Below are 23,418 nucleotides of genomic sequence, written 5' to 3' on the forward strand. Positions count from 1 at the left end.
GCGATCGCCGTGCTGCTCGTGTTTACTTAGAAACTTTGTTTCACCACTGCTAACAAAAATGCTCTGCACAAGTTACCAGAAACAGTTCATTGACCAGAGATTTTGGCTAATGCCTTAAGTGCGGGCAAGATCGTCCATGTTTATTAACTAAACTGTAGTAACAGAAAGCGACCAGTAGATTAGGGAAAATGTCCAGGTTATCGAATTTATGCAGGAAGGCAAAGAAAGGGTGTTTGTCAAGAGTGTAAGAAGTACCTGTGATGCTTTGTCTTTGTCTTTAAATTTCAACAAAGTTAAACTTGTAGTTCCTTCGGCAAAAGCTGCAGCTATATTTTAGATAAATTGGGGTCATTTTTCTTAGCGCTCTTGAGTAAAAAAGGTAGAACGCTAGCTAAGTTCTAAAACGGCAACCTGTTTCTAAAAACAACCTCAAATCGAAGGAAGATAAAAACATCGAGTGGAGTATGTTACCACTCGATGTTTTTATAGGACTATAGCAATCCTATTTAATATTACTATCTTTGAAAGATTGGCGATTAGGGATTGGGAAAGTTCCCTAGTCACCAGTCCTGAGTTTTTCTGGGGATATTTCGCGTTTAATACGCCACCTGCGCTACTTCCTGCTTCTTTTAGGGTGGGAGATGGCTCCTACATATTTACAGGAACAATTTTAGCAGGCAAGGTGTTGCTGTAGTTTTTGCCCATGATAAGGACTGCATAGCTAGCAAATCTCAAGTACCCCCCAGTTCAATGAGAGCCAAATGTTTGACTAGAAGTCAAGCAACTCAATCCGCCTGGAACTAAACGTACCCCACTTTAAGGAAGCAAGGTATTGTCGCTGTCCTTGGCATTGTTTTTCATAAATGACTATTATTTGAGACTATCCAAGATGACGCCTCATGATTCAACAATCAAGAATTATCGCAAAAACTGACTCTATTGACACACAAAACAGTCATATTCTAGCTACTTAAGAAAGTCTTGATTGCTTTCTATAGGCGCAATAACTGCAACTTAAAGCATATATCAGGCTAAGTTTGCTATTTTTCCCAACATAAGGAGTTGATATTCACTTATTTTTGCTGCAGCTAACAGTTGCCCTGTTCCTATTGAGCTTTCTCAGCTGGCTGTGGCTGAGTAGGGCATTCAAACTTATATCCAACGCCACGCACTGTTTGAATGAGTGCTGGTTGGCTGGCGTCAGCTTCGATTTTTTTACGAATTTGACCTATGTGTACATCTACAACCCTTTGGTCGCCGACATACTCATAATCCCAAACCTCTTGAATCAGTTCGGCACGCCGCCAAACGCGTCCTGGATGGCTAGCTAAAAAATGCAACAAATCAAATTCTAGAGCAGTTAGGGGCACCGGTAGACTGTTAAGGGTAACCTCCCGCCTGACGGGGTCGATCATTAACTTTTCAAATACCAAGCGCTTTTGTTCTGCCGTAGTTACAACACGCTGTCGCCTTAAAATAGCCGCTACTCTGACTTCTAACTCACCCAAGCCAAAAGGTTTGGTGAGGTAGTCATCAGCACCTTTTGAAAAGCCACGAATTTTATCAGCTTCATCTGCGCGGCTCGTTAGCATTAGCACAAAAACTCCATTCCGGCTTTGCATCTCTTGGCAGAGGTTAAACCCGATTACGTCTGGTAAATTGACATCCAATATTACCAAATCGGGGTTAAATTGCTCAAAGAGCGCCAAGGCGGTTTTACCATCTTCGGCAGCCTCTACCTGATAGTTCTGCTTAATTAGAAAGCGTTGGATTAAATTCCGAACCGCAGGGTCGTCATCAACAACAAGAATCTTGGCAGGAGCCATGACCATCACTTTGCAAAAACAAAAATTTATAGGATTAACAGACGGATTCCGTATATGCTACGGTTTCCATTTTGGCAGTCATATGAATTTACAGGGCTAAGGCATTAGTACCCCGATCATTCAAATACTAGTGTAGTAATCAGGATCTTCAACAATTAAAGCGCGGATATTTCAGTAATGCCACCCTTGCTTAAAATTTAGGCTTCTGTAGTCAACCTTGTGTCCGGTAGGCAGATGCTTGCTCACCTTAGCCACGGCAATCGAGTAGTTTAGGACACACTACTACCCGGAATTGCACGAAAATTTAAAACGCTTCAATTTTAAATCGATATGTGGCTCTATGACACAAGGGATTTGGAGGCTACTTATTTAAAAGTGAATTATGGTATAGATAATTTACCAAATATAAAACAAAAAAGATTGTTTTTCATAAAAAAAGCCTTTTAGGTACTTTTTGCTCAAATTCTAGATTAAAGCTCCAGTGAAGGAACGGCATGAGGGGATACACGGAGTTCTTCCTATATGTTAAAGTGACTATAGTTAGAACCATTAGGTTAAGAAAACTTGCCCGTGTTAATATCCGGGTAGGTCAGACGAATTAATCAAAGCATTCGTTTCGACCAGAAAAACAGAAAGCCGTTTTTCATTAACACAAGATTGCTGCCAATTGAGGCTAAAGTTATAAACTTCCATGAGCGAGCAAAATCCCTACGAAAAACTTGGGGTATCTGAGGATGCTAGCTTCGACGAAATTCAAGATGTTCGCAATCGCCTATTGGAACAGTACAGTGGGGATGCAAAGCGTCTAGAAGTCATAGAAGCAGCATATGATGCGGTTTTAATGGATCGCTTAAAAATGCGTCAGGAAGGCAAAATTAAAGTGCCAGAACGCATTCGTTATCCGGAGAGGCTTGTACAAGCACCTCCCAAAGAAAGTCCAAGCTTGAAGGAACAGTCGCCAGTGTGGCTGCAAACGATGTTGGACAAGCCAACTTCGCAAGATGTGGTGATACCAGGCATTTGGTATGTGGGCTTGAGCGCTATCGGCACGTTCTATCCGGCAGGAGGCGATCAAGTTTTGCAGATAGTACTGATACTAGGTATTGGTATATCTATTTACTTTCTTAACCGCAAGGAAGGTAAATTTGGTCGATCTGTTTTATTGACCCTTCTCGGTTTGATTGTAGGCTTGATTGTTGGAGGATTTATTGCAGCGGGGATCGTACCACACATACAACAATTTATTAATTTAAACTCAAATCAGTTCTCTACCGTTGTCACGTTTGTATTGTTATGGCTTATTAGTAGCTTTCTAAAATAGCTTATGGCTAATAGCTAATGGGTATACAATTAGCCATTAGCTATGAGCTTTTATCTCATGACCTGCAGTTCTTGCTCTAAGACTAAATCCACAGCAGAACTGAAATTGCTCACAATGACATCTGGTTGGTGAAGTTCTAGTTGAGTGCGATCGCGGATACCGCATTCTACAGCTATCACCTTAATGCCGTGTTTTTTAGCGGAAATAATATCAGCTTCCGTGTCTCCCACCATCCAAGTGTTTGTCGCCTTGGGAAGTTCCTCTATTGCTCTTGCCATTAATAAAGGTTTATCATCCGTGTCTCGGGTTTTGACGTAATCGTTGCTGAGACAGTAACAACGGTTCTCTGGGAAAAATCTCCTCAAATCGTGTTGATTAAAAGCATAATTTAGTTCCCGAACCCGACGCATTGTCATAACAACTAAATCAACTCCCGCCTTCTGCACTTTTAGCAATGCATCAACAGCACCAGGCGCTAAGGTATCGTACTGGAAATAAGGATCGCTGTGTACTGTTCGCTTGCGTAGCTGGGCAAATTCTTGTGCTTGGGTCTCATCTAAACCTGATATAATACCAATTTGCTTCTCAGGAACACGGGCTCGCTTCAACTGCCAAAATTCCGCTTTAGACAATTGCCGCACTTGTTGAGAGGAGTGTAGGGTCTTCTCCAAGCAGTATTGATAAACACGGTAGTAACGTTCGGAAACATCAATAATGGGACCGTCAAAATCTGTAATAAGTCTTAACATTTCTTTTTAGAGTGTATATTTTATCTATAGATTATCCCAATTGATACGATAGTATCCTTTTGAATATTTGATGAATCGATTTCAGATTCTTTATCAATGCTCACTTTCGGCTCCTTTCTAATTTACACTTCATCCTTCAAATGACCGCGTTTGATTTGTTCCCTCTCTATTGCTTCAAACAAAGCGCGGAAGTTACCTTCACCAAAACCTTTGGCTTGGTAACGACGTTCAATAAATTCAAAGAAAAAAGTTGGCTGTCCAAAAATGGGCTGAGTAAAAATTTGTAGTAGTACGGGTGTCACTTGGGGTAATCTAAAAAACTCATCTTCTTGCCAATCCACTAAAATTTCCTGTTGGGCTAACACATTGAGTTCTTTTATAGAGAGTGGAAGCCCTCGTCGCTGTTGAATTTGGGAATAGTAGTCTTTGGTAACAGAAAGAAAGGATAGACCATTAGCACGAAATTGGGAGATGGCATTGACAATATTGCGAGTCCGCAGGGCAATATGCTGAATTCCAGAACCTTGATTCACATCCAAAAACTCCTGAATTTGAGAATTCGCCGAAGCTGGTTCATTAATTGGCAGTTGTATATTGCCGTTTTGAGAAATCATCACTTGGCTGTATAAAGCAGAATGAGCCGTTTCAATGTTAAAAGTCTGCTGTGGTCGGAAATTAAGGATTTTTGCATACCAAGTTACCGCACGACCTAAATCACCCGCAGCTACATTAAGCACAATATGGTCTATTGCCGTGAAAGACGGAACGGATTCTGTATGTGCCACAGATAACCTATCCGTTGCCAACGAACCTCTTTCAATTAATGTATGAGACAAGGAACCCCAAGCTGCAATTTTGCCCCATTTTATCTTGCACCAATTTTGTTGGTATTGTTGGACGGGTTGTAAAACCTCTCCACCGTGAGCTTGAGCAAGTGAAATTACCTCTTCTACGTTTTCAACACTTAATGCCACATCCGCTACACCAGGTGGATGCCGTCGTAAAAACTCCGCTACAGGGCTTGTTGGTAACAGGGGTGACGACAGTAAAAAGCATACAGCGCCACTTTTGACAATTTCCGTACAGGTATCAAAGGCGCGATCGCTCAAATCCGCTTTGAAGAAATAGGTTGTATTCTTCTCCCCATCATAGGCGACCGATCGAAAATTTAATTTGTGTACAAACCAATCGCGCCACACTCTGGCATCTTCTACATAGAAGTGAACATATTCAACCCGCATAACAGATGAAAATCCAGCGCAACAGCTTCTCTGATTCTAAATTTTGCCTTTTTTACTGGATTTTCTAGTCTTTCCCAGGCAAGAATCTTTGTTTGTGAAGAGTTAGTGGTTGGTAATCTACTAACCACTAACCACCAACCACTAACTAAAAAAACAAATGGCTCTCAGGCTGGATATTAATTTCTAGAGGTACAGCTTGGGGGTCAGCAGACAGAGCAAAGAAAATCGCATTAGCGGCGGTTTCAGGGCTGAGCATTTTTTTCCGATCTACCTTTAAACTCACATTTTCCCAGAAAGGCGAATCTACTCCACCAAAATAAAATAACGTAAACTTGACGCCAAAACGTTTCAATTCTTCTGCCATGCACTTACTGAAACCAACCACACCAAACTTAGATGCAGAGTAAGCAGCTGCCATTGCCATTGAATGCTTGCCTAAAATTCCCACCACATTACAAATGTGACCGGATTTACGCTTTTGCATTTCCTGGGCTGCTTTTTGACAAGTGTAGAAACTACCTTTAAGGTTGACTTCCAGCATTTTGTCCAAGTCCGCAGGTTCTACACTGTTGTAAGACTTGAGTATACCAGCACCGGCTGCATTCACCAAAACGTCTATTTGGCCAAAATGAGCAACTGTCTTGGATATGAGGGTATCTACCTGTTGAACATCGGTAATATCTGTAGGAACAGTCAAAACCTCCCCTGATAACTCACCAGCAAGTGCCGTTAGATGAGCACTATTTCTTGCTGCCAGTACCAATTTTGCTCCTGTAGCTGATAGTTGGCGAGTTAGGGCTGAACCAATACCGCCAGTTGCACCAACAATAACGATGACTTTATCCTGCATCCTTTATTTACATTTCTTAATAACTTTTTACATCATACCTTGACAGGAGGTGACTTCAAGACGTAGGGTGGGCACTACCCACCGTTCTTCAAAACCTAGTTCTTCAAAATGTAGACGTAGGGTGGGCACTGCCCACCATTTTTCAAAACCTAGTTTTTCAAAACGTAGACGTAGGCACTACCCACCGTTCTTCAAAACCTAGTTCTTCAAAACGTAGACGTAGGGTGGGCACTGCCCACCATTTTTCAAAACCTAGTTCCACTTTTATAGTATTTACAATAGAGAAACTCGATAATTTTTTTCACTTTTGTCCACTTGAAAGGTATTAGAAGATTCCAGAAATTTTGTAAAGGTACCAGCAATTTGTAAACGATTCAGTGTCTTTGTTATACCTTCACCATATTGCTTACAAAATTCAGCGGCCAGAACTCCATGAGCAATGTAGCATTCTTTAGATTGACTTATTAAAGTCTTCAAAAGAAGTATTAAAGCTTTTTCCAAATCGGAAATAGAATTAATACTTGATGGAAATTGCTCATTGGAATTCCTTGGAACAAGAAAATTATTAACATCCGTATTTGATTGTTTTGTTATTTCAAATAAAGTGATATATAATTCCTTTTCATCAAATAGGTGATGTACGCAGAAATCATTGGGATACTCAATAAAAATATCCTTAGCTTTTTTACCGGAAACATGAGTAGATACAACTTCAGATATAGATATTTTATATTTATTTTGAAAGCTTTGGCAAATAGCATTGAATTTTACCCAATATAACCCTGATTTTTTTTGCTCTTCTTTGATTAACTCTTTCAGTGTATTAATAAATTTTTCCAATGAAGAAATTTTGGAATGAAATTTTGGAGAATAAACTACTTGATGTCCATTATTACTGTTTAAAATAACTATATTATCTCCATTTTTACTAACTCTATATACTGTTAAACCATTTTGCTGAAGAATGTTACACAGATTGGTCATTACCTTATCAGATGAGCAAACAAAAACTTCTTTCGTATTTGGAAATCGCTCGTGAATTGTCGAACCAAAAGTTATCATTTTACCATCTGCATTGTCTTTACCTACAGGAACATGGATCAAGTCATAGCTACGTTCATGTAGTTCAATATCCAACTTGCCCATACTACACCAATTAGCAAAGGCTATTTTGATTTGAATAGGATAATTGCACACTGTTGTTAAAAACTTCTCTGTTTCAGCGCTAATTTGTAGATTCTCTGCATCTAGAAGTAAAACAGCTATTGCTTTCTGTGGCGGGGAAGTTATACTTGCAGATATAAATGATATAGAGGGTTCGACAAGTTTTGCACTTACTGAATCATCTAAATCTAATTGTATAAAATTTCCTTGACGAATTTTTTCTACTAATTCTAGAAATATTTTTGAATGAAAAGCCTCAGGAAATAATAAAACTTTTAAGAATTTTTGTACTTGCTCAATTAATGTATTGCTGTCTTGAGTTTGGCTCAGGACTTCTGATAATTTTGCTATTAAATTAGATTGAGTACGATCGCTACGCCATGAGATATTTCTATACTTTTCGAGCAATAATTCTGGTTGCCTATCTTGAATAGTAACAATTGTTTGATAGATATAAGTACTAATTTCTTTTAAGACGTGAGGATGACGGTCAGTCAGTGAAACACTAGCATTTGGCATATATGTCTCTCTCAATATAGTAGGGCGTTCTGACCCAGCTCCTAGCTAGGGACGGCAAGTTACCTTTTTTATACCTATGAGAAAGATTTTCTGAGAACCGTAAAACTGCTGATAGTATATGCAAATTGTATAAAAAATTAATAAAATTTTACGAAAAATAGAACTTACCCGATTGCTTGAGATGCCTGAGGGGATATTTCGTTTTGATTTTCTGGAAAATCCTCTTTAATATTTTGCATATACTCTTTTAACTGAGTTTGCAGCCAATTATCAAATAGTTCATTCAGTAAACGTTGCTTCGTAGCGTCATCCAATTGTGCTGGAAGAAACTTTTCGAGTCGGACTATAACAATCCAATCACCTAGAGGTGTGGGTGGTAAAAGCTGACCGGGCTGAACTGATGACAGCATTTTCGCAAGGGATGGATGGGGAACTCCTAACTCCACTGGACCCAGTATGCCACCTGTTTGAGCTTCAGGACCATCTGAATACTCACGCGCCAGCTCGCTAAACGACTGTTCGCCCTCTTGAATGCGGAAGTAGAGCTCTTGGGCAATACAAATATCTTTAACTCTGATCAGAGAATATACTACCCTATCTAACTTTCCTTTGCGCTGGATAAAGTAGGATTGCAATTTATCTCCCCAAGTACTTTTCTTGAAGGTTTCGAGTTTGATGTTACGCGTCACTTGATAATCAAGTTGCTGCCGATCTAAATTGCGGGCTTGCAACCATGCTTGGAGGTCGGCATCAGAGTTCAGCTGTTGCTGTTGGTAGAACTGCTTGTAAAGTTGGACAGTTTCTTCCTGTGTCAGGGTAATGTTAGAAATCGCCGAGTCGATGATAATTTCTTGTACTAGTTGTGGTAGTATCCCGTACTGCTTGAGTAAAGGGACTATTTCACTTTTTGCGATCGTGCGCGAACCTACTTGTAAAATTGGGGTCATAAATATAAAACTCAATAAGAAGAAACTCTAGGATGGTGAGTACTGTTCCACACCCTAAATACTAACTGTATAGAGATCCAATTTTAACAAAATCGGCGTAAGTCCCCAGCCATAATATGAAGTTTTTAGGTGGGTGTTGTAAATAGAACCATCACCACTTGTATGGAACGGGCGGGGACGTCCGTACCACAATCCCACACCACATTCTGGGGAAATTTATTACTAGGAAATCCTTAAAATTGAGTTGGGTTTCGCGCTTTGCTCAACCCAACCCACGCAACCGTTTTGCTACTGCTGTTAAAGCAATATTAAGCACCAATGCTTGGTAGAGTGCCGCTAGCAGGATTGTCGCTAAAACCAGCGTCGTTAGCCAAGCCATAGTTAAACCCAGCAAGACCTACACGCGGATCGACATTGAGTGTTGTGCCCAACTCAAGAACGATAATTTCGTTGTTGTCGATCGCAGGTGGTCGTCCAATGGAGAAAGGATAGTTGTTATCGTTGGCAACTAGAATGGTGTTGTTATCAACCACCAGCACATTTTCAATGGTGGTAAAGGGGAAAGTGAAGTTTGTACTGCCGTCTTGATTCAAATCCTGGGGATCTTGAATATTCAGTAGGTCGGCAATTTCCTCTTTGGCAACAAAGCCATTGGCATCTTTTTGGGAAAGGTCAACTTTGAAAATCTTTTTGAACCGGGCGTTAGCAGCTTCACCACCATCACGTTCGATAACAAGATATTCATTCTCATTAACGACGGTGAAATCACCAATAGCGTGGCTTGGGCTCTCCATCTGATAGTAACCAGCCAGACCATCAAATTTGTGGGATTGCAGGTCGTACTTGTAAATTCGCAATGAACCAACCGGATCGCCAATCACAGTTCCTTCAAGTAATGGATACAGGGTCGTTTTACTGGGGTTAATTGCCATACCCTCAAACCCTCGGGAACCAGCAAGGTTAGAAACCACACGTTCTCCTACGTACAGGTCGCGCACGGTATCTCCAGTTCCGGGGAAGTCCGTAAAGAAACCATCAACTCCCAACTCTATAAACTGCTTGTACTCCTGTAGTGGGTCGCCGTTATAATCTTGTGCCAAGTAAAAGTTCTCGTTGCGGAAGGTGTAAGGATGGACTAACAAACCTGCGGTATGGGCATCTTGAACTAAAGTCGTTGGCGTCCTCAAGACTCTGTCAGCATCGCTAATTGTCCCATCGCCATTGAGGTCATCCGGTTGACCATCACCATTGCGATCGACTGTTTGAGCGGGAACAATCAAGCGTTTATCAGGACCAATACCGGTAGCGTAGTCATTCACAAACTCCAGCCCTGCTGGGGTTGCTAAGTCGCCGTAGGTACGCGAGTCCCCGCCAACGACAAAGTCATAGGGTCTTCCTGTTGCACCACCATATAGCTGGACGAGTGGCACGTCAATTCCCGCTTGGGGCATCAACACATTATTGAGTTCTTGCAAATTGCCAACTTCAAAAGATTGGATGAATATCCGTTGTGGGTCAGTAAAGCCCTTGGCAACTAAAGTATCAACCAATTCTTTCCCCAAATTAACATTGATTGGAGTGCCGTCTATGCGGGTACCTTCAGTAGCAAAATAGGTAGGGTGCTTGGTTTCAGGATAAATGCCAATCTTACGTCCCGTTTCTTGCTCAACCTGCTTCACCAAGTCGATAACTTCTGCCAGGGTAGGCACTTTTAAACCATCATTGTTGTATTCGGTTCCTCGCAGGTTGGGTAAGCGCTCAATGGCGTTTAGAGTTTTAATTTCTTCCAGAGTAAAGTCTTCTGAAAACCAACCTCGAACAGTGCGCCCATCGATCGCTTTGGTAGTCAAGCGCTCCGCGAATTCGGGACGCAGGTAAACGTCTGTACTGGTATCAGTGTTGTTAAGTGTACCGTCTGGATTGAGAACGGCTAGAGCATTTTCATGACGGGCTATCAGTATACCATCTTTAGTAGCAACGAGGTCGGGTTCGATAAAATCCGCGCCCAATGCGATCGCCAGTTTGTAAGCTTCCAGAGTGTGTTCCGGACGAGAACCACTTGCTCCTCGGTGACCGATGACAATCGGAGCATTACCAGTGAGTGTATCAAACTGAGCCCTTTGCTGAACGCTAGGGTTGTCAGGAGAACGAACAAAGGGTGCGGTGATTTGGTCGCGAACGAGGTCAGCGGTTCCCGGGAAATCAGAGAAGAGGGCATCAACGCCTAGTTGATAGAATTGTCTGTACTCTAGTTCCGGATTGCCGTTGTAATCTGATGCCAAAAAGCGCCCTTCGTTGCGGAACGTGTAAGGATGTACTTGTAAGCCTGCTGCATGGGCATCTTGCACAAGTGTTGTAGGCTCGGTAGTCACCTTATCAGCATCATTGATGACACCATCATTGTTCAGGTCATCTGGTCTGCCATCGCCATCTTTATCGACAGCCTTCACAGACACAATCATCCGTTTCCACGGACCAATACCATCAGCATAGGTAGCAATTTCTTGTAAGCCTTCCGGAGTTCTTAGGTCTGCGTAAGTGCGGGGGTCACCACTGACTACAAAATCGTAGGGTTGTACCTCAATAAGGGAGCCATCATCTCTAACATCAAAAGCGTCTAACAACTGAACCAAGGGTATGTCTGTTTTTTGATTCAGTTCTTTAAGGTTGCTGGTTTCAAAGGATTGGATGAAAACTCGGCTGGGGTCAGTAAATCCCGTTGCCTCCAGAGTTGCCAGCAGGGGTTCTTCTAATGACAACCCGATGGAATCATGGTAGGTAGGATGTTTAGTTTCAGGATAAATACCAATTTTTTTGCCTGTTTGTGCTTCTACCTCTTTTACTAAATTGATGACTTCTTCAAGGGTGGGAATTTGAAAGACTCCATTGAAGACTTGAGGGCGGTAGCTTTGTGGCATAACTGCCCGTAAAGTCTTGATTTCTGCTAGGGTGAAATCTTCAGCCCAGAAACCTTCTTCCCTAATCCCATCAATAACTTTTTCCTTTTTGCGATCGGCAAATTCAGGGCGGGTGGCAACATCAGTTGTAGCAATTAGGTTGGGTTCGTGTCGGGCAATCAAGACTCCATCCTTAGTGGAAACCAAGTCTGGTTCGATGAAGTCAGCGCCACGCTCAATTGCTAGCTTGTACGCCTCTAGTGTGTGTTCTGGTAATTCGCCGCTTGCTCCTCGGTGTCCAACAACAAGAGGTGCTTGACCGTTTAGGGTATTGAGCTTGACGACACTGCTATTAGGTACGGAGATGGGTTCTTGAAGCAGCTTACCGCTACTATCAAACTGCAACAGATAAGGACCAAACTCGTCACCCACCCAAATTGTGCCGTCCTTTGCTAAAACAAAAGATTCAACATCAAAGTCTGCACCTGTCAATAGGCGATCGCTTGTATTTTGATTAACAATCTTGAAAGGAACTTTGCGATCGGGGTCAGATAGCTGTATAAAGTTCAACACATTGACACTACCATCACCCCCATCTATACCTTGAAAGCTGGGGTTAAGGCGATAGATCCGTAACAGGTAATCGGCGCTGTTACTTTTTGCCCCAAAACCGTTGTCTGAGAGGAACCAAAAGGTGTTGGGGTCGGCAAACTGTACACCACTAAAGCCCTGAACGGGTTGACTTGGAAACGGAATTGTCCGTCCGTTGGTATTACCTGTGATGAATTTGCCGGATTGAGGACCCTCGGCAAATGTATCTGCTGGTAGAACTGCAAATCCTTTGAGTGTTACGTCTGCCATAATTTTTTCCTATGTTGTTAGACACACAGTGTCCTGTGCTGTGGATATTCTGCTTACCCATAACAAAGGACAATGGCTTTTCTGAAGGATAAAGTGTGAAGTTTGAACGGAAGTAAGAGGTATTTCAGCCTGATACAATGCACCCTTGTTTTCATCCTTTGTCCTTCAGAAGGTATGAGCCATGTGATTTCTCTATTGGAACCAAAATTGGATCTTGAGGAGCGAGTCAGCTTTTTTCTACAGAAGGTCTTATAAAATACACTTCTTGCACTGACCTAAGAAAATGCACGAAAGCTTGAGCTCAGCTTTCTACACACTTCCATACAACCCCTTATAGGTTAAGAACAATAAATGTTTTGATTAAGATTCAGTATTTTTTCTAAAGTACGATGCATTTAAGAGGAGTGCCTTCTCCGTTTAAACACGTAAAAATTTATTAATGTTTCATTAAACATAATTATTATCATTCTATTCTTAAATCTACCTGCAGGTACTTTGTACCCTCTTTCTGCTGAATCCCTAATTTTATAAAATAATACGGTTCTTAACAATCTAATATTTCTCTAATAAGACTCTTTATATCCTTATCAGCAGGACGTTTTACAAACTGTTCATGGCTGTAAATCCACACGAGTTTAATTATGCAGTCAGTTGTGTTTACTAAATACATTAATCTGATTTGTCCAGAAGCACCTTTGGAAACCTTTAGATCTAGCTTATGAAATGTCCATCCTTCAGGAAGCTGCATCTTTTTGGGTAAAGGTTCGTTGCGGGAATTTATACGAAACGCGTCTTCAATTAAATCTTCCAAAGCATTCGCCGCAATTTCAATAAAATCACTGCCATGAATTTTGGCAAGTCTTTTAAATGAACGTTTAAAATTTTCAGATTCTTCAATCGAGAAGGGAGTTGAGCCAGCCACGCACTTCTCCTTTGTTAATACGAGTCGAAGCTTCCGAATTACAAGCATCCTCTAAAATATTGGACATCACCTCTTCATACGCAGGATGTTCGCGTTCTATGATATCAAGCTTCCGCTCGCCTAATGCCTTCATATCCTCAAGAAGAATTGGCTCAGTTGAACTTGCTTCGGGTGATAAACCTTTACGCGCTTTTCTCCAAGGAAATTCCAAATGGGTCATACCACTTAATCGATAGGCGTTGTATCCTCCAAAATATTCCCAAACTTCCTCTAACAGATGTTTCTTATCATTAGGAATCTCTAACAAAAATTCTTTGCTAGGAATAGGTAATTGATTGGCTTCAAAGTCACTGTAAAACTTGTACACTGGAGGACACACTGGACCATAGCGCCACGCTTGAATAACTTCATTAAAAAGCGGCTCATTGTATAGCGCTAAATGCAAGCATTGAGCATAGTATAGAAGCTTTTGAACTTTCATATTAGTCATTTCCGCTTCTATACCTTCCTCATAAGCTCTAACTATAAAATAGCGAGCGATATTAATGCAATCTACCATAGTTAGACCAGCAAAGCAAAACAAACATTCTATAATAGCAAGTTTCAATGGAAACTTACAAATACTATTATAATCTAAATTATTTAGATTATAGTACATAATTACCATATTAAAGGAAAATGTAATGAATACGCTAGCTCATGCAAATCCTATATGAAGTTGCAAATAAAAATATACTTATTACCTTTGGTACTTACGTAGATGGAAATAAGAGTACTATGGGTTTCAAAATGTAAAAATGGGTCAAACCCTCAGACTTAACTGTTGACCTAATGGGAGACATCCTCCCACAGCTAAAAGCACGTGGGATTCCCAGAATCACTTCTGAGAGTTCCTCTTTCTACGATTCGGCTTATTGTAAAAAACTCAGTTTCTCTGCCAAAAAACTAGGTTTTCATCAACCAAACTCAAAGAAACCGAGATTTATACAATTTTTACCATCCTCTTATCGCAAATAGGACTAAATTTTCCAGTTGCTTTAGATTAGTGCTAAGCCTGAATTCAGCACTAGGTTACAATTGAAACTGGATGACCTTAAGCAGTTAACTGCCTGTAATGCATTACTCTGAATTGTTTAATGTGTCTACACCCCTTAACCAAAACGCCCGGATGTGTAATCACGAGTACGAGGATCGAGAGCATTACTAAAGATTTTAGTCGTTTCTCCAAATTCCACCATTTGACCGATTCGACTTTCATCAGTGCTGAAAAAAGCCGTAAAATCAGAAACACGAGCAGCTTGCTGCATATTATGAGTCACAATTGCAATTGTCAGTTCATCGCGCAAACTGTGAATGAGTTCTTCAATTTTCATTGTTGCAATGGGATCGAGTGCGGAACAAGGTTCATCCATTAACAGAACTTTTGGTTTTACCGCCAAAGCACGAGCAATGCACAATCGCTGTTGTTGACCTCCTGAAAGCCCCAAAGCTGACTTATGTAGCTTATCTTTTACCTCATCCCAGATAGCTGCACCTCTAAGGGCAGACTCGACAATTTCATCTAATTCCGATCGCGAACGCCATCCAGCTATTCTAATACCATAAACCACGTTATCGTAAATACTCATAGGGAAAAGGTTTGGCTTTTGGAACACCATACCTATTTGGCGGCGGAGACGGTTTAAATTAACACGAGGATTGTAAATATTTTGACCGTAAAATTCTACGCTACCCTCAACTTTCACGGGTCCCTCTAACTCGCTAATGCGATTTAGGCATTTGATGAAAGTGGATTTACCACAACCACTAGGACCAATAATTGCGGTCACTTTGTTCTCGTAGATGTCCATCAAGACACCCTGCAGCGCTTTCGAGGTGCCATAGTAGAAGCTGAGATTCCTGACTTTAATGGCTGGGCTTAATTTACTCATACTGTGCTCGTTACCACAACAAAAAAATACCGTTTGTAGAAGTGTTTGTTAAGCATTTTTTCTTCTCGTAAATATACGAGAGACAATGCTAATAAACATAACTATCCCAACTAAAACAAGAGAAGCCGTCCAGACTAGTGCTGTTTTTTCTGGTGTTGGGTCGTTATACAAATTAAAAATTAACACTGACAGTGACGCTGTTGGACCAATAAGTTCCCTTGACCAATCCAAACTAAACAAGGCAGTAAAAATCAAGGGTGCTGTTTCACCAGAGGCACGAGCAACAGCCAATAAAACTCCTGTAGTGATGGCAGGGAGTGCAGCAGTCACAACGACACGAAAAGTCGTCTGGAAGCGAGTACCCCCCAGGGCAGCAGAACCAAGACGCATGGAGGTGGGAACAAGTTTTAAGGCTTCTTCTGTGGTCAGCACAACAATGGGCAGCATGAGAACCGCCAAAGCAAAGCCACCTGCGATCGTGCTAAATTGTTTGGTAATTAAGACAATAACACCGAAGGCGAAGATCCCTACGACAATGGAGGGCACTCCAGTGAGAATAGAGGCGATAAAGCGGACAGCTTGACCAATCCGAGTTCCTTTACCTATCTCGGACAGAAAAATGCCTGTCATAATTCCGGTTGGAACACTAAAAACAGAAGCGATTGCCACCATAATCAGGGTACCAACAATGGCATTCCCAAAACCATCGTAAATCACTGGTGTCACAAACATAGACGGTTTTAAATTTTTTATTCCCCGCCCAATGATTTCCCACAATAGTGACAGTAAAGGAATCAGAGCTATGGCTGAAAGCAAAAATGCTACCACAGTCATTCCATAGTTAAATAGCAGCCTGGTTAGTGGTAAAGGACTATATATTTCTGCTACCACGGATTTATCTATTTCAGACTCTTGATGACTGGTCATAATAATAACTTTTGCTTGTCCCATTTTAAGTATACTCGCGAGGAAATGACTTGATTGGCAAAGATTTCACTACAAAGTGTGTCATTAACCTCTGACGGCGGTTGGGTTCTTACTTATTCTTTCTACCCACCAGCTGTACAACTGCGATGGCGCAAATATTAACAGCTAAAGTCACAGCAAACAAAATTAAGCCCAGGTATGTTAAAGCACCAATATGTAAAGGATCTTGAGCTTCAGCAAATTCATTGGCTAACACGGAGGGAATTGTATAGCCCGGATCGAGAAGTGAAGCACTGATTTGAGCTGCGTTCCCAATCACCATTGTGACAGCCATTGTTTCTCCCAAAGCCCTTCCCAAAGCAAGCATAGCTGCGCCCACAATTCCAGAGAATCCAGCAGGGAGGATGACTCGAAAAATAGTTTCCCAACGAGTAGAACCCAAAGCCATCGAACCACTGCGTAACTCTTTTGGCACAACTAGCAAAACATCACGACTGATTGCTGCCATCGTGGGCAAAATCATAATCGCAAGGATAATGCCAGCGGTCAGCATATTGAAACCCCCTGGGTCTTGTGTGCTGAAGAGCGGTATCCATTTGAAGGTAGTGGACAACCAAGTTTGTAAGGGTATGAGTGCTGGGATAAATATATAAACGCCCCACAAACCGATAATGACGCTAGGAATAGCGGCAATGAGTTCCACAATAAAAGCGATCGCCGTTCGCGCTGACAGAGGGATAAAATTTTCACTCGTGACTAGGGCTACTGCTAACCCTACAGGTACGGCTAATAACATGGCGATCGCACTACTGACCAAGGTTCCATAAATGTAAGGCAATGCACCAAAAAGCAAATTGCCTGCATCCCATTCTTGACTCGACAAAAACCCCAACCCAAACTTTTGAATTGCTGGTAAGGCTTGTTGAAAAACAATCCAACTCATCCAAAAGAGTACAGCAACTGTTAGAGCAGCAAATACATAAACTAACCATGTAAATGCCCGATCGATTAAAAAATTTTGCCCACTACTTGCTGTGATGTCTATACTTTCATCGCTCGAGTTTCTTTGATTTGTATCAGATGGTTCTGAGAAATTAGCCATTACTAATTACATCATTATATGATTGTCATGACAGATGGGTGAGCTGTTTGCCCACCCAGGAAAGAAAATTGCTAAGAAAAATGTTAGTAGTTAGTGGATAAGGGTTGAATCGAGAGTGCTTTTTGTATAGCACTCATTACCTATGAGAGTCAACCCACCCTTACCAAGTGAATAGTTAAATTGCCTATAAAGTTAGGGCTTTACCACTAACCAAACTTTCAAAAACGACTAACAGTTCATGCTATTTAATAGTGCTGTTTACTGTCTGTATCACTTTTTGTACTGTAGCTGCTGGAATCCGGGTGTAGTTGAGGTCATCGTTAATTTGTTGACCATCAGTGAGCGCCCAGTTGACAAAGTTTTTGACAGCAGTTCCTTTGTTGGTATCGGGATAATTCCTATAAACCAACAGCCAGGTTAGACCAACAATAGGATAACCTTGTGCTGGATCGCCAACAAAAACTCGGAAGTTATCAGGGAAGTTGACAGTTGACAAAGCTTGGTTTGCAGATTGTAAAGAAGGAGCTACATATTCCCCTTTTCTATTCTGTATCTGTGCTGTGTTGATTTTGTTTGCCTGAGCAAAAGCATACTCAACATATCCAACAGACCCTGCAGTGCGAGAAACCAAATTTGCAACACCGGGGTTACCTTTGCCTCTAAGAACATTAGCAATTGTCCATTTTGGAGCGGTACCAGCGCTCACTCTACCCTTAAAATAGGGGCTAATGCTACTCAAGTGATTTGTGAAAATAAAAGTTGTACCGCTACTATCAGCACGAACAACAGGTCTGATTGCCTGATTTGGTAGATTTACACCAGGGTTATCGGCTTTAATTTGAGGATCGTTCCAGTTGGTAATTTGACCAGAGAAAATAGCTGGAAGTGTCTTTCGAGATAACCTGAGATTATTGACACCAGGAAGATTATAAGCAACAGCAACAGCACCACCAGCGGTAGGCACTAAGATGGCTCCTCTGGTTACTTTAGCTATCTCTGCATCAGTCATTGCTGCATCACTAGCACCAAAGTCAACAGTTCCAGCAATGAACTGACGAATACCAGCACCACTACCAACACCTTGATAATTAATGCTTAGATTGGGATACTTCTTCTTGATTTCACGAGCGTATCGTTCGTACAAAGGTGCAGGAAAAGTTGCTCCTGCGCCATTAACAGTTTGTGCTTGTGCAACTGGTGTAAATGTCGATCCAAAAGAAACAACAGCTGAAATAGCTGAAGCTGCAACTACACTATTCAAAACGGTAGCTGATAATTTCATATCGCTAATTTATGAAGGAATAACTATTTGGTTTGTCGAGGATACAGCAAATAAGCTACAATAGGAAGAGTTAACAAAAGTTTAAGAAAAACCAAATAATAAATTAAATATTTTTAAATTTATGATTAATAACCATTTGAAAAAGTCTAAAACACCCATAGCCGATCGCAATAAGCAAATTGCAGATTGTTGTCTATGTGAAAATGCTTGGAAATAACCCCTCTGTCTGCGGCACCTTCCTAACGCTCGCGGAGGTTGGGAGGGCTAAAAATAATGTTCAGCTTCATAGAAATTGGTATTGGAGCGATTGAGTGTGGGGATACGGTAAGAGTTTCCCGACCGATGTATTTCGTTTTCCTAAAAAATGCTGTAATTTTAATTTATGTTCCAGTTATTTTTTCTGAAGAATTTGCTAACATCTCTTCGAGAACTTTCACCAACCATGCTGTTAATCTCAGTAGCATTGCATGGTATATTACTTGCATTACCAATTTCTTCATCTTTGCTAGAAAAGTCACAAATTCCTAAAATGGCAGCAAAACGTGAAGAAAAAATTTTATGGTTCCCATTACCTACTGGGAAAGAACTTTTTAGTACAGGGGATATGCTGGTCTCTCCCAAACCCCCTGAATTAATGTCTCCTACACCGACAACATCGGAAATTGTGTTGGATTTACCGCCCCTTCCAAATCTTACTATGGATCTGGAACAACAGGAAAAACTTCCACAGAAGAAGTTACAAATAGAGGAAGAGACCGCAACAGAAAAAAAAGTCAGTACCGCACAAGTTCTGCCTCCTATCTCGCCTTCTCCTTCTCCCCCTGAATCTCGTTCTTCTATTCTTAATGAAAATTCTCCAATCCCTGAGATATCTATTTCTGACACTGTTGATAAGACTCATTCTTCGCTAGAATCGGTCAATTCCCTACCAACGTCCCCAGCACAACCCAGCGTGGAAATTGCCCCACCATTACAAAATTCTGAGAAAGAGTTATTTAACGCTATCATCTCTAGTCTTGAGCAAGAAATTCCCTGGACACCCAATTTGACTTTTGCGGAACCCGATAAATTTTCTACGTCTAAATTTGGATTGGAAAATATCTTTGGTGCAGCTATAGATAAAACTCCAGATGAATTGGCAGCAATTGTTGGAAGTAAGTTAGAGGTACAGGGTTTCCAGGTTTCTTTGATAGGTTTTTATGGGGGTGGACCGCTATATGAAGTGAGAAAGGGTGAGTTTATTGAGTATGTATCTTTCGCACCAACTACTGAACGAACAGGAGCCATTATAGTCACTTGGAAAACTGCTCCTGTTTAACTATGTTCTTGACGATCTTGTCAAATTTCCAGGAAATATTGGAGAGGTTAAAGCTAAAATTCATCGTCCAATCGAAGGGAAGATAAAGACTGTCACTGCAACTTCCCCCTCGACTTGGCTGCGGCTGAAGTTGCTCCTGTTGCTATCAGTGCTCCTGCAATCAACGGTTAATCATTGCTTAACGCGACTGGAAAGCATCAAGACTAGATAAGAAGCGCTCTCCAAATAGGAGAGTGCTTTGTGCGTTTGGAGTAACAAGTCTTACACTGAGGAAATAAAGTGCAAAATCATAAAGAATTAGTCATAAAGACGTTAACTAGCGCCAAACCTTGATTGTAGAGTCTGCACTGCCACTGACAAGCGTCTTTCCATCCTGGCTAATAGCAAGGGAGACAACTTGCTTTGTATGCCCGGAAATTCTGTGGAGTAGTGTTCCAGTCTCCAAATTCCACAACCGTATTTCCCCATCTAAACTACCACTGGCGAGAATCTTACCGTCAGGGCTAATAGCAACGGCTAATACTGAGTATAAATGCCCAGATAGAGTCTTGAGTAGTTTGCCAGTGTTAACATCCCAAATTTTGATTGTCTTGTCAAGACTGCCGCTGACTAGGGTTTGATTATCGGGGCTAATGACAAGGCAACTTATCCAACCTCTGTGCCCAAAGAGAGTTTGTAATTGTTCGCCACTTTGGAAATTCCACAACCGGATGGTTCTGTCTGTACTGCCACTAGCTAAAGTTTGTCCATTGGGGCTAATGGCAAGCGATAAAACTGGAAGTGAATGCCCGTAAAGGGTACGTATTGGTTGACCTCTGATAAGGTTCCACAAGCGGATTGTCTTGTCTGTACTGCCGATAGCAAGGGTTTGTCCATCTCTGCTGATGGCGATCGCATGGCTCCAAGCCACATACCCATTCGCCTTGATGTTGCGAATCTGTTGACCGGTGCTACTATTCCACTGCTTGATTGTCTCATCAAGGCTACCACTGACAAAGTTCTGCCCGTCTGGGCTGATAGCAATTGATAAAACTGGGAGTGAATGTCCGTAAAGGGTGCGGATAAGTTTGCCAGTTTTGGGATTCCATAACTTGATGGTTTTGTCATGACTGGTGCTGACGATCGCTCGCTCCTCAGGGGCGATAGCAACAGACGACACAGAGTCGGAATGACTCGTCAATGTATAAACCAAAGAAAGATTTTTTGCCCATACTTCTGCTGAGTTGAAATTGATGAAAGACAACCAGTCATACTGAATAAAAAAAGGAGTCATTACCAAAGCGATGGTAGTGGCAGCAACAGACCCCGCACTCACCACGAAAGGAAATGTTTTGAGGCAACTCAAATCAAAACGATAACGTCTTTGTATATCTGTTTTTAATCTTGATAACTTGCTTCTAAAACCTAAGCTTGTTTGCTGTTCCCACCCACTTTCAATTTTTGCCAGTCGTTGCAAAACTACATCGCTAGTTTGCGGACGCTGACTGGGCGATCGCTTCATCAAATCATCAATTAAATCTGCTAGCAAGGGCGAAATATCAGGAGCAAATTTGCGCCATTCTATCTCATCAGTATTCTGGTTGTAAATATCCTGAGAATTTGGAGCTTTGCCAGTGAGTAAATAGACGAATGTACGACCTACAGCAAAGAAATCTGATGTCAAGACAGCTTGACCGTTAAATTGCTCTGGCGGTGTGTACCCAGGGGAATGAATGCCTGTTAACTGCCCAGCAGCTTGTTTTGCAATGTAAGTTTGCGTAACTTCCCTTGCTGCTCCAAAGTCAATTAATACCAGTTGCCCATCTGCCTTTAGCATAATATTGGATGGTTTAATGTCCCGATGCAAAAAGTTACGGCTGTGTACTTGACGCAGGATATGAAACAATTGGTTGAGCCATTCAACTGCTAACTCTTGATTAATTGGGCGATTACCCCGCTGTTGCATATATTGTCTGAGATCTAGCCCCTCAATTTTTTCCATAACCAAGCAGTGCAAAGACTTTTGACTGTTGTTGGGCAAAAAAGTGAAGTAACCGTATCCCTTAGGAATTCCCGGACAATCGAGCTGAGACAACAGTTGGGCTTCTTGCTGAAACAGCAATACTGCCTTGGGGAAACTTTGCAAAAGAACTTTTAGAACTTTCGCTGTACTATTACGCTCAATCACCTTGTAGGTCTTACCAAAGCCTCCATCTCCCAAAAGGCTCACTACTCGATAGCGCCCTTCCAACAGCAATTCAGAACCACATCCCTGACAAAATAACATATTATCAGGGTTATTGGCTCGTTGACAGTGAGGATTGATACAGAGACTCATGATTAACCAGAGTAGCAGTTATCTTTTTGAGAAATTTCTCTCGTATTATGTAACTCAGAAACCTAACTTATAGCAAGTTATACCAAGTTGCGTTTATACATCTTACTCTCTCTCGTTTTTTCTCTTTGTCTCTCTTTTATATTACTTAAGGTCAGATGAAGAACCTGTATAAATCATTTCACAGACTTTCTGGTATCAAGCGTCGTAACTTTATTAAGTACGCCTCAATGGCAATGGGTGCGGGATTTTTTACTGCTTGCAACAATGGTAACCATAGCCCATCGGGCAGGTCTTCGTCTACCCTGATACAAACAAAGGAAAAACTGGATAAAATCACCTTTACCATCAACTGGGTTGCAGAGGCAGAGTACGGGGGTTTCTACCAAGCTGTTGCGACTGGTATTTATCGGGATTATGGCTTAGATGTGACAATCAAACCGGGGGGACCTCGGAGTAATTTCACCTTATTGTTAATAGGGGGCGCTGTTGATTTAGCTATGGGGCATACTGTAAATGTCATTAGCTCTGTAAGGGACGGAGTCCCCAAAGTTACAGTTGCTTCTATCTTCCAAAAAGACCCCCAAGTTTTAATTGCTCATCCAGGTACAGGTAATGATTCGCTGGAAAAACTAAGAGATAAGCCAATTTATGTTGCAGCCGCCGCAGATGCCACCTACTGGCCTATTTTAAAAGCGAAGTACGGTTTTACAGATGCACAAAAGCGCCCCTACAACTTTGATATCAAACCTTTCCTTGCCGATAAAACCATGATTCAGCAGGGGATTATTACTGCTGAGCCTTTTGAGATTAAAAAAAGGGGAGGGTTCGATCCCGTCGTTATGTTTGTAGCAGATTATGGATACAATGTATATAATTTTACAATTGAAACGACAACGAAATTGGTAGAGACCAACCCCGATTTGGTACAAAGATTCATTGATGCCTCCATTAAAGGTTGGTACAGTTATTTGGAGGAACCAAGCCCTGGTAATAATTTGATTAAAAAAGATAATCCAGACATGACTGATGAGCAGATTGCCTATAGTATCGAGAAAATTCAAGAATACCGTCTCATCACGGGAGGAGATGCAGAAAGCTTGGGTATTGGTGCGATGACAGATAAACGCTGGCAAATCGCCTTTGAGGAGTTGGTGAAGGCAGGTGTTTTTGATGCCAACGTCAACTATAGAGACGCTTACACCTTACAATTTGTTAATAAAGGAACAGCCTACTACAAGTCGTGA

The 23,418-nt window shown here is 41.5% G+C and carries 17 protein-coding genes and 2 pseudogenes; 5 read left to right on the forward strand and 14 right to left on the reverse strand.

Annotation, left to right across the window (positions count from 1 at the left end):
* Positions 1-1,106: 1,106 nt before the first annotated feature.
* On the reverse strand, positions 1,107-1,826 hold the full coding sequence (locus ACYRY3_RS28200) for a response regulator transcription factor (RefSeq protein ID WP_460204991.1): 720 nt from the start codon (positions 1,824-1,826) through the stop codon (positions 1,107-1,109).
* A gap of 691 nt (positions 1,827-2,517) precedes the next feature.
* On the opposite strand from ACYRY3_RS28200, the gene ACYRY3_RS28205 reads away from it, so the two are divergent.
* Positions 2,518-3,147, forward strand: a complete 630-nt coding sequence (locus tag ACYRY3_RS28205) for a CPP1-like family protein (protein WP_460204993.1) — start codon at positions 2,518-2,520, stop codon at positions 3,145-3,147.
* A 50-nt stretch (positions 3,148-3,197) separates the two neighbouring features.
* Here ACYRY3_RS28205 and ACYRY3_RS28210 read toward each other — a convergent pair whose 3' ends face one another.
* The 12 genes from ACYRY3_RS28210 to pstS form a co-directional block, all read right to left on the reverse strand.
* Complete coding sequence (locus ACYRY3_RS28210; protein ID WP_460204995.1) at positions 3,198-3,896, reverse strand: HAD family hydrolase; 699 nt, start codon at positions 3,894-3,896, stop codon at positions 3,198-3,200.
* Positions 3,897-4,018: 122 nt separating this feature from the next.
* Positions 4,019-5,137 (reverse strand): 4-hydroxyphenylpyruvate dioxygenase, encoded by a 1,119-nt coding sequence (hppD, locus tag ACYRY3_RS28215; protein WP_460204996.1) that lies wholly within the window; start codon positions 5,135-5,137, stop codon positions 4,019-4,021.
* A 145-nt stretch (positions 5,138-5,282) separates the two neighbouring features.
* Positions 5,283-5,987, reverse strand: a complete 705-nt coding sequence (locus ACYRY3_RS28220; RefSeq protein ID WP_460204997.1) for an SDR family oxidoreductase — start codon at positions 5,985-5,987, stop codon at positions 5,283-5,285.
* Between the two features lie 273 nt (positions 5,988-6,260).
* Positions 6,261-7,670: an NYN domain-containing protein gene (locus ACYRY3_RS28225; RefSeq protein ID WP_460204998.1), complete on the reverse strand. Its 1,410-nt coding sequence runs from the start codon at positions 7,668-7,670 to the stop codon at positions 6,261-6,263.
* A 164-nt stretch (positions 7,671-7,834) separates the two neighbouring features.
* Positions 7,835-8,617 (reverse strand): peptidylprolyl isomerase, encoded by a 783-nt coding sequence (locus tag ACYRY3_RS28230; protein WP_460204999.1) that lies wholly within the window; start codon positions 8,615-8,617, stop codon positions 7,835-7,837.
* Positions 8,618-8,925: 308 nt separating this feature from the next.
* On the reverse strand, positions 8,926-12,375 hold the full coding sequence (locus tag ACYRY3_RS28235; RefSeq protein ID WP_460205001.1) for a glycerophosphodiester phosphodiesterase family protein: 3,450 nt from the start codon (positions 12,373-12,375) through the stop codon (positions 8,926-8,928).
* A 544-nt stretch (positions 12,376-12,919) separates the two neighbouring features.
* Positions 12,920-13,297, reverse strand: coding sequence for a hypothetical protein (locus ACYRY3_RS28240; RefSeq protein WP_460205002.1), 378 nt, complete (start codon positions 13,295-13,297; stop codon positions 12,920-12,922).
* Positions 13,269-13,856 carry a Panacea domain-containing protein gene (locus tag ACYRY3_RS28245; protein WP_460205003.1) on the reverse strand — a complete coding sequence of 196 codons (588 nt, stop codon included), beginning with the start codon at positions 13,854-13,856 and terminating at the stop codon, positions 13,269-13,271. The genes ACYRY3_RS28240 and ACYRY3_RS28245 overlap by 29 nt, the downstream gene beginning before the upstream one ends.
* Before the next feature lie 592 nt (positions 13,857-14,448).
* Positions 14,449-15,228, reverse strand: coding sequence for a phosphate ABC transporter ATP-binding protein PstB (gene pstB, locus ACYRY3_RS28250; protein ID WP_460205004.1), 780 nt, complete (start codon positions 15,226-15,228; stop codon positions 14,449-14,451).
* 48 nt (positions 15,229-15,276) lie between these two features.
* Positions 15,277-16,155, reverse strand: a complete 879-nt coding sequence (gene pstA, locus ACYRY3_RS28255) for a phosphate ABC transporter permease PstA (protein ID WP_460205005.1) — start codon at positions 16,153-16,155, stop codon at positions 15,277-15,279.
* Between the two features lie 109 nt (positions 16,156-16,264).
* A complete protein-coding gene (gene pstC, locus ACYRY3_RS28260; protein WP_460205006.1) occupies positions 16,265-17,257 on the reverse strand; it encodes a phosphate ABC transporter permease subunit PstC in 993 nt (330 codons plus the stop codon).
* 241 nt (positions 17,258-17,498) lie between these two features.
* Positions 17,499-18,539: a phosphate ABC transporter substrate-binding protein PstS gene (gene pstS / locus ACYRY3_RS28265; RefSeq protein WP_460205007.1), complete on the reverse strand. Its 1,041-nt coding sequence runs from the start codon at positions 18,537-18,539 to the stop codon at positions 17,499-17,501.
* Positions 18,540-18,921: 382 nt separating this feature from the next.
* On the opposite strand from pstS, the gene ACYRY3_RS28270 reads away from it, so the two are divergent.
* From ACYRY3_RS28270 to ACYRY3_RS28280, 3 genes and pseudogenes are all read left to right on the forward strand, one after another.
* On the forward strand, positions 18,922-19,857 hold the full coding sequence (locus tag ACYRY3_RS28270) for a hypothetical protein (RefSeq protein WP_460205008.1): 936 nt from the start codon (positions 18,922-18,924) through the stop codon (positions 19,855-19,857).
* 19 nt (positions 19,858-19,876) lie between these two features.
* Positions 19,877-19,960 (forward strand): annotated as a pseudogene (locus tag ACYRY3_RS28275) (RNA-guided endonuclease InsQ/TnpB family protein); the annotation flags it as partial.
* Positions 19,957-20,028, forward strand: a pseudogene (locus ACYRY3_RS28280) (photosystem II protein D1); the annotation flags it as partial. The pseudogenes ACYRY3_RS28275 and ACYRY3_RS28280, both read left to right, overlap by 4 nt.
* A 145-nt stretch (positions 20,029-20,173) precedes the next feature.
* Here ACYRY3_RS28280 and ACYRY3_RS28285 read toward each other — a convergent pair.
* Positions 20,174-22,174: a protein kinase domain-containing protein gene (locus ACYRY3_RS28285; RefSeq protein WP_460205009.1), complete on the reverse strand. Its 2,001-nt coding sequence runs from the start codon at positions 22,172-22,174 to the stop codon at positions 20,174-20,176.
* Positions 22,175-22,329: 155 nt separating this feature from the next.
* Here ACYRY3_RS28285 and ACYRY3_RS28290 point away from each other — a divergent pair, with 155 nt between their 5' ends.
* Positions 22,330-23,418 (forward strand): ABC transporter substrate-binding protein, encoded by a 1,089-nt coding sequence (locus ACYRY3_RS28290; RefSeq protein WP_460205011.1) that lies wholly within the window; start codon positions 22,330-22,332, stop codon positions 23,416-23,418.

The sequence above is a fragment of the Scytonema sp. NUACC21 genome, from assembly GCF_054684315.1.

What these genes read in the sequence shown, in the direction of transcription:
- ACYRY3_RS28235 (WP_460205001.1), bottom strand. Translation starts at nt 12,375, where the DNA reads ATGGCAGACGTAACACTCAAAGGATTTGCAGTTCTACCAGCAGATACA.
- hppD (WP_460204996.1), bottom strand. Translation starts at nt 5,137, where the DNA reads ATGCGGGTTGAATATGTTCACTTCTATGTAGAAGATGCCAGAGTGTGG.
- pstA (WP_460205005.1), bottom strand. Translation starts at nt 16,155, where the DNA reads ATGACCAGTCATCAAGAGTCTGAAATAGATAAATCCGTGGTAGCAGAA.
- ACYRY3_RS28290 (WP_460205011.1), top strand. Translation starts at nt 22,330, where the DNA reads ATGAAGAACCTGTATAAATCATTTCACAGACTTTCTGGTATCAAGCGT.
- ACYRY3_RS28270 (WP_460205008.1), top strand. Translation starts at nt 18,922, where the DNA reads ATGTTCCAGTTATTTTTTCTGAAGAATTTGCTAACATCTCTTCGAGAA.
- ACYRY3_RS28230 (WP_460204999.1), bottom strand. Translation starts at nt 8,617, where the DNA reads ATGACCCCAATTTTACAAGTAGGTTCGCGCACGATCGCAAAAAGTGAA.
- pstC (WP_460205006.1), bottom strand. Translation starts at nt 17,257, where the DNA reads ATGGCTAATTTCTCAGAACCATCTGATACAAATCAAAGAAACTCGAGC.
- ACYRY3_RS28210 (WP_460204995.1), bottom strand. Translation starts at nt 3,896, where the DNA reads ATGTTAAGACTTATTACAGATTTTGACGGTCCCATTATTGATGTTTCC.
- pstB (WP_460205004.1), bottom strand. Translation starts at nt 15,228, where the DNA reads ATGAGTAAATTAAGCCCAGCCATTAAAGTCAGGAATCTCAGCTTCTAC.
- ACYRY3_RS28245 (WP_460205003.1), bottom strand. Translation starts at nt 13,856, where the DNA reads ATGGTAGATTGCATTAATATCGCTCGCTATTTTATAGTTAGAGCTTAT.
- pstS (WP_460205007.1), bottom strand. Translation starts at nt 18,539, where the DNA reads ATGAAATTATCAGCTACCGTTTTGAATAGTGTAGTTGCAGCTTCAGCT.
- ACYRY3_RS28285 (WP_460205009.1), bottom strand. Translation starts at nt 22,174, where the DNA reads ATGAGTCTCTGTATCAATCCTCACTGTCAACGAGCCAATAACCCTGAT.
- ACYRY3_RS28205 (WP_460204993.1), top strand. Translation starts at nt 2,518, where the DNA reads ATGAGCGAGCAAAATCCCTACGAAAAACTTGGGGTATCTGAGGATGCT.
- ACYRY3_RS28225 (WP_460204998.1), bottom strand. Translation starts at nt 7,670, where the DNA reads ATGCCAAATGCTAGTGTTTCACTGACTGACCGTCATCCTCACGTCTTA.
- ACYRY3_RS28200 (WP_460204991.1), bottom strand. Translation starts at nt 1,826, where the DNA reads ATGGCTCCTGCCAAGATTCTTGTTGTTGATGACGACCCTGCGGTTCGG.
- ACYRY3_RS28220 (WP_460204997.1), bottom strand. Translation starts at nt 5,987, where the DNA reads ATGCAGGATAAAGTCATCGTTATTGTTGGTGCAACTGGCGGTATTGGT.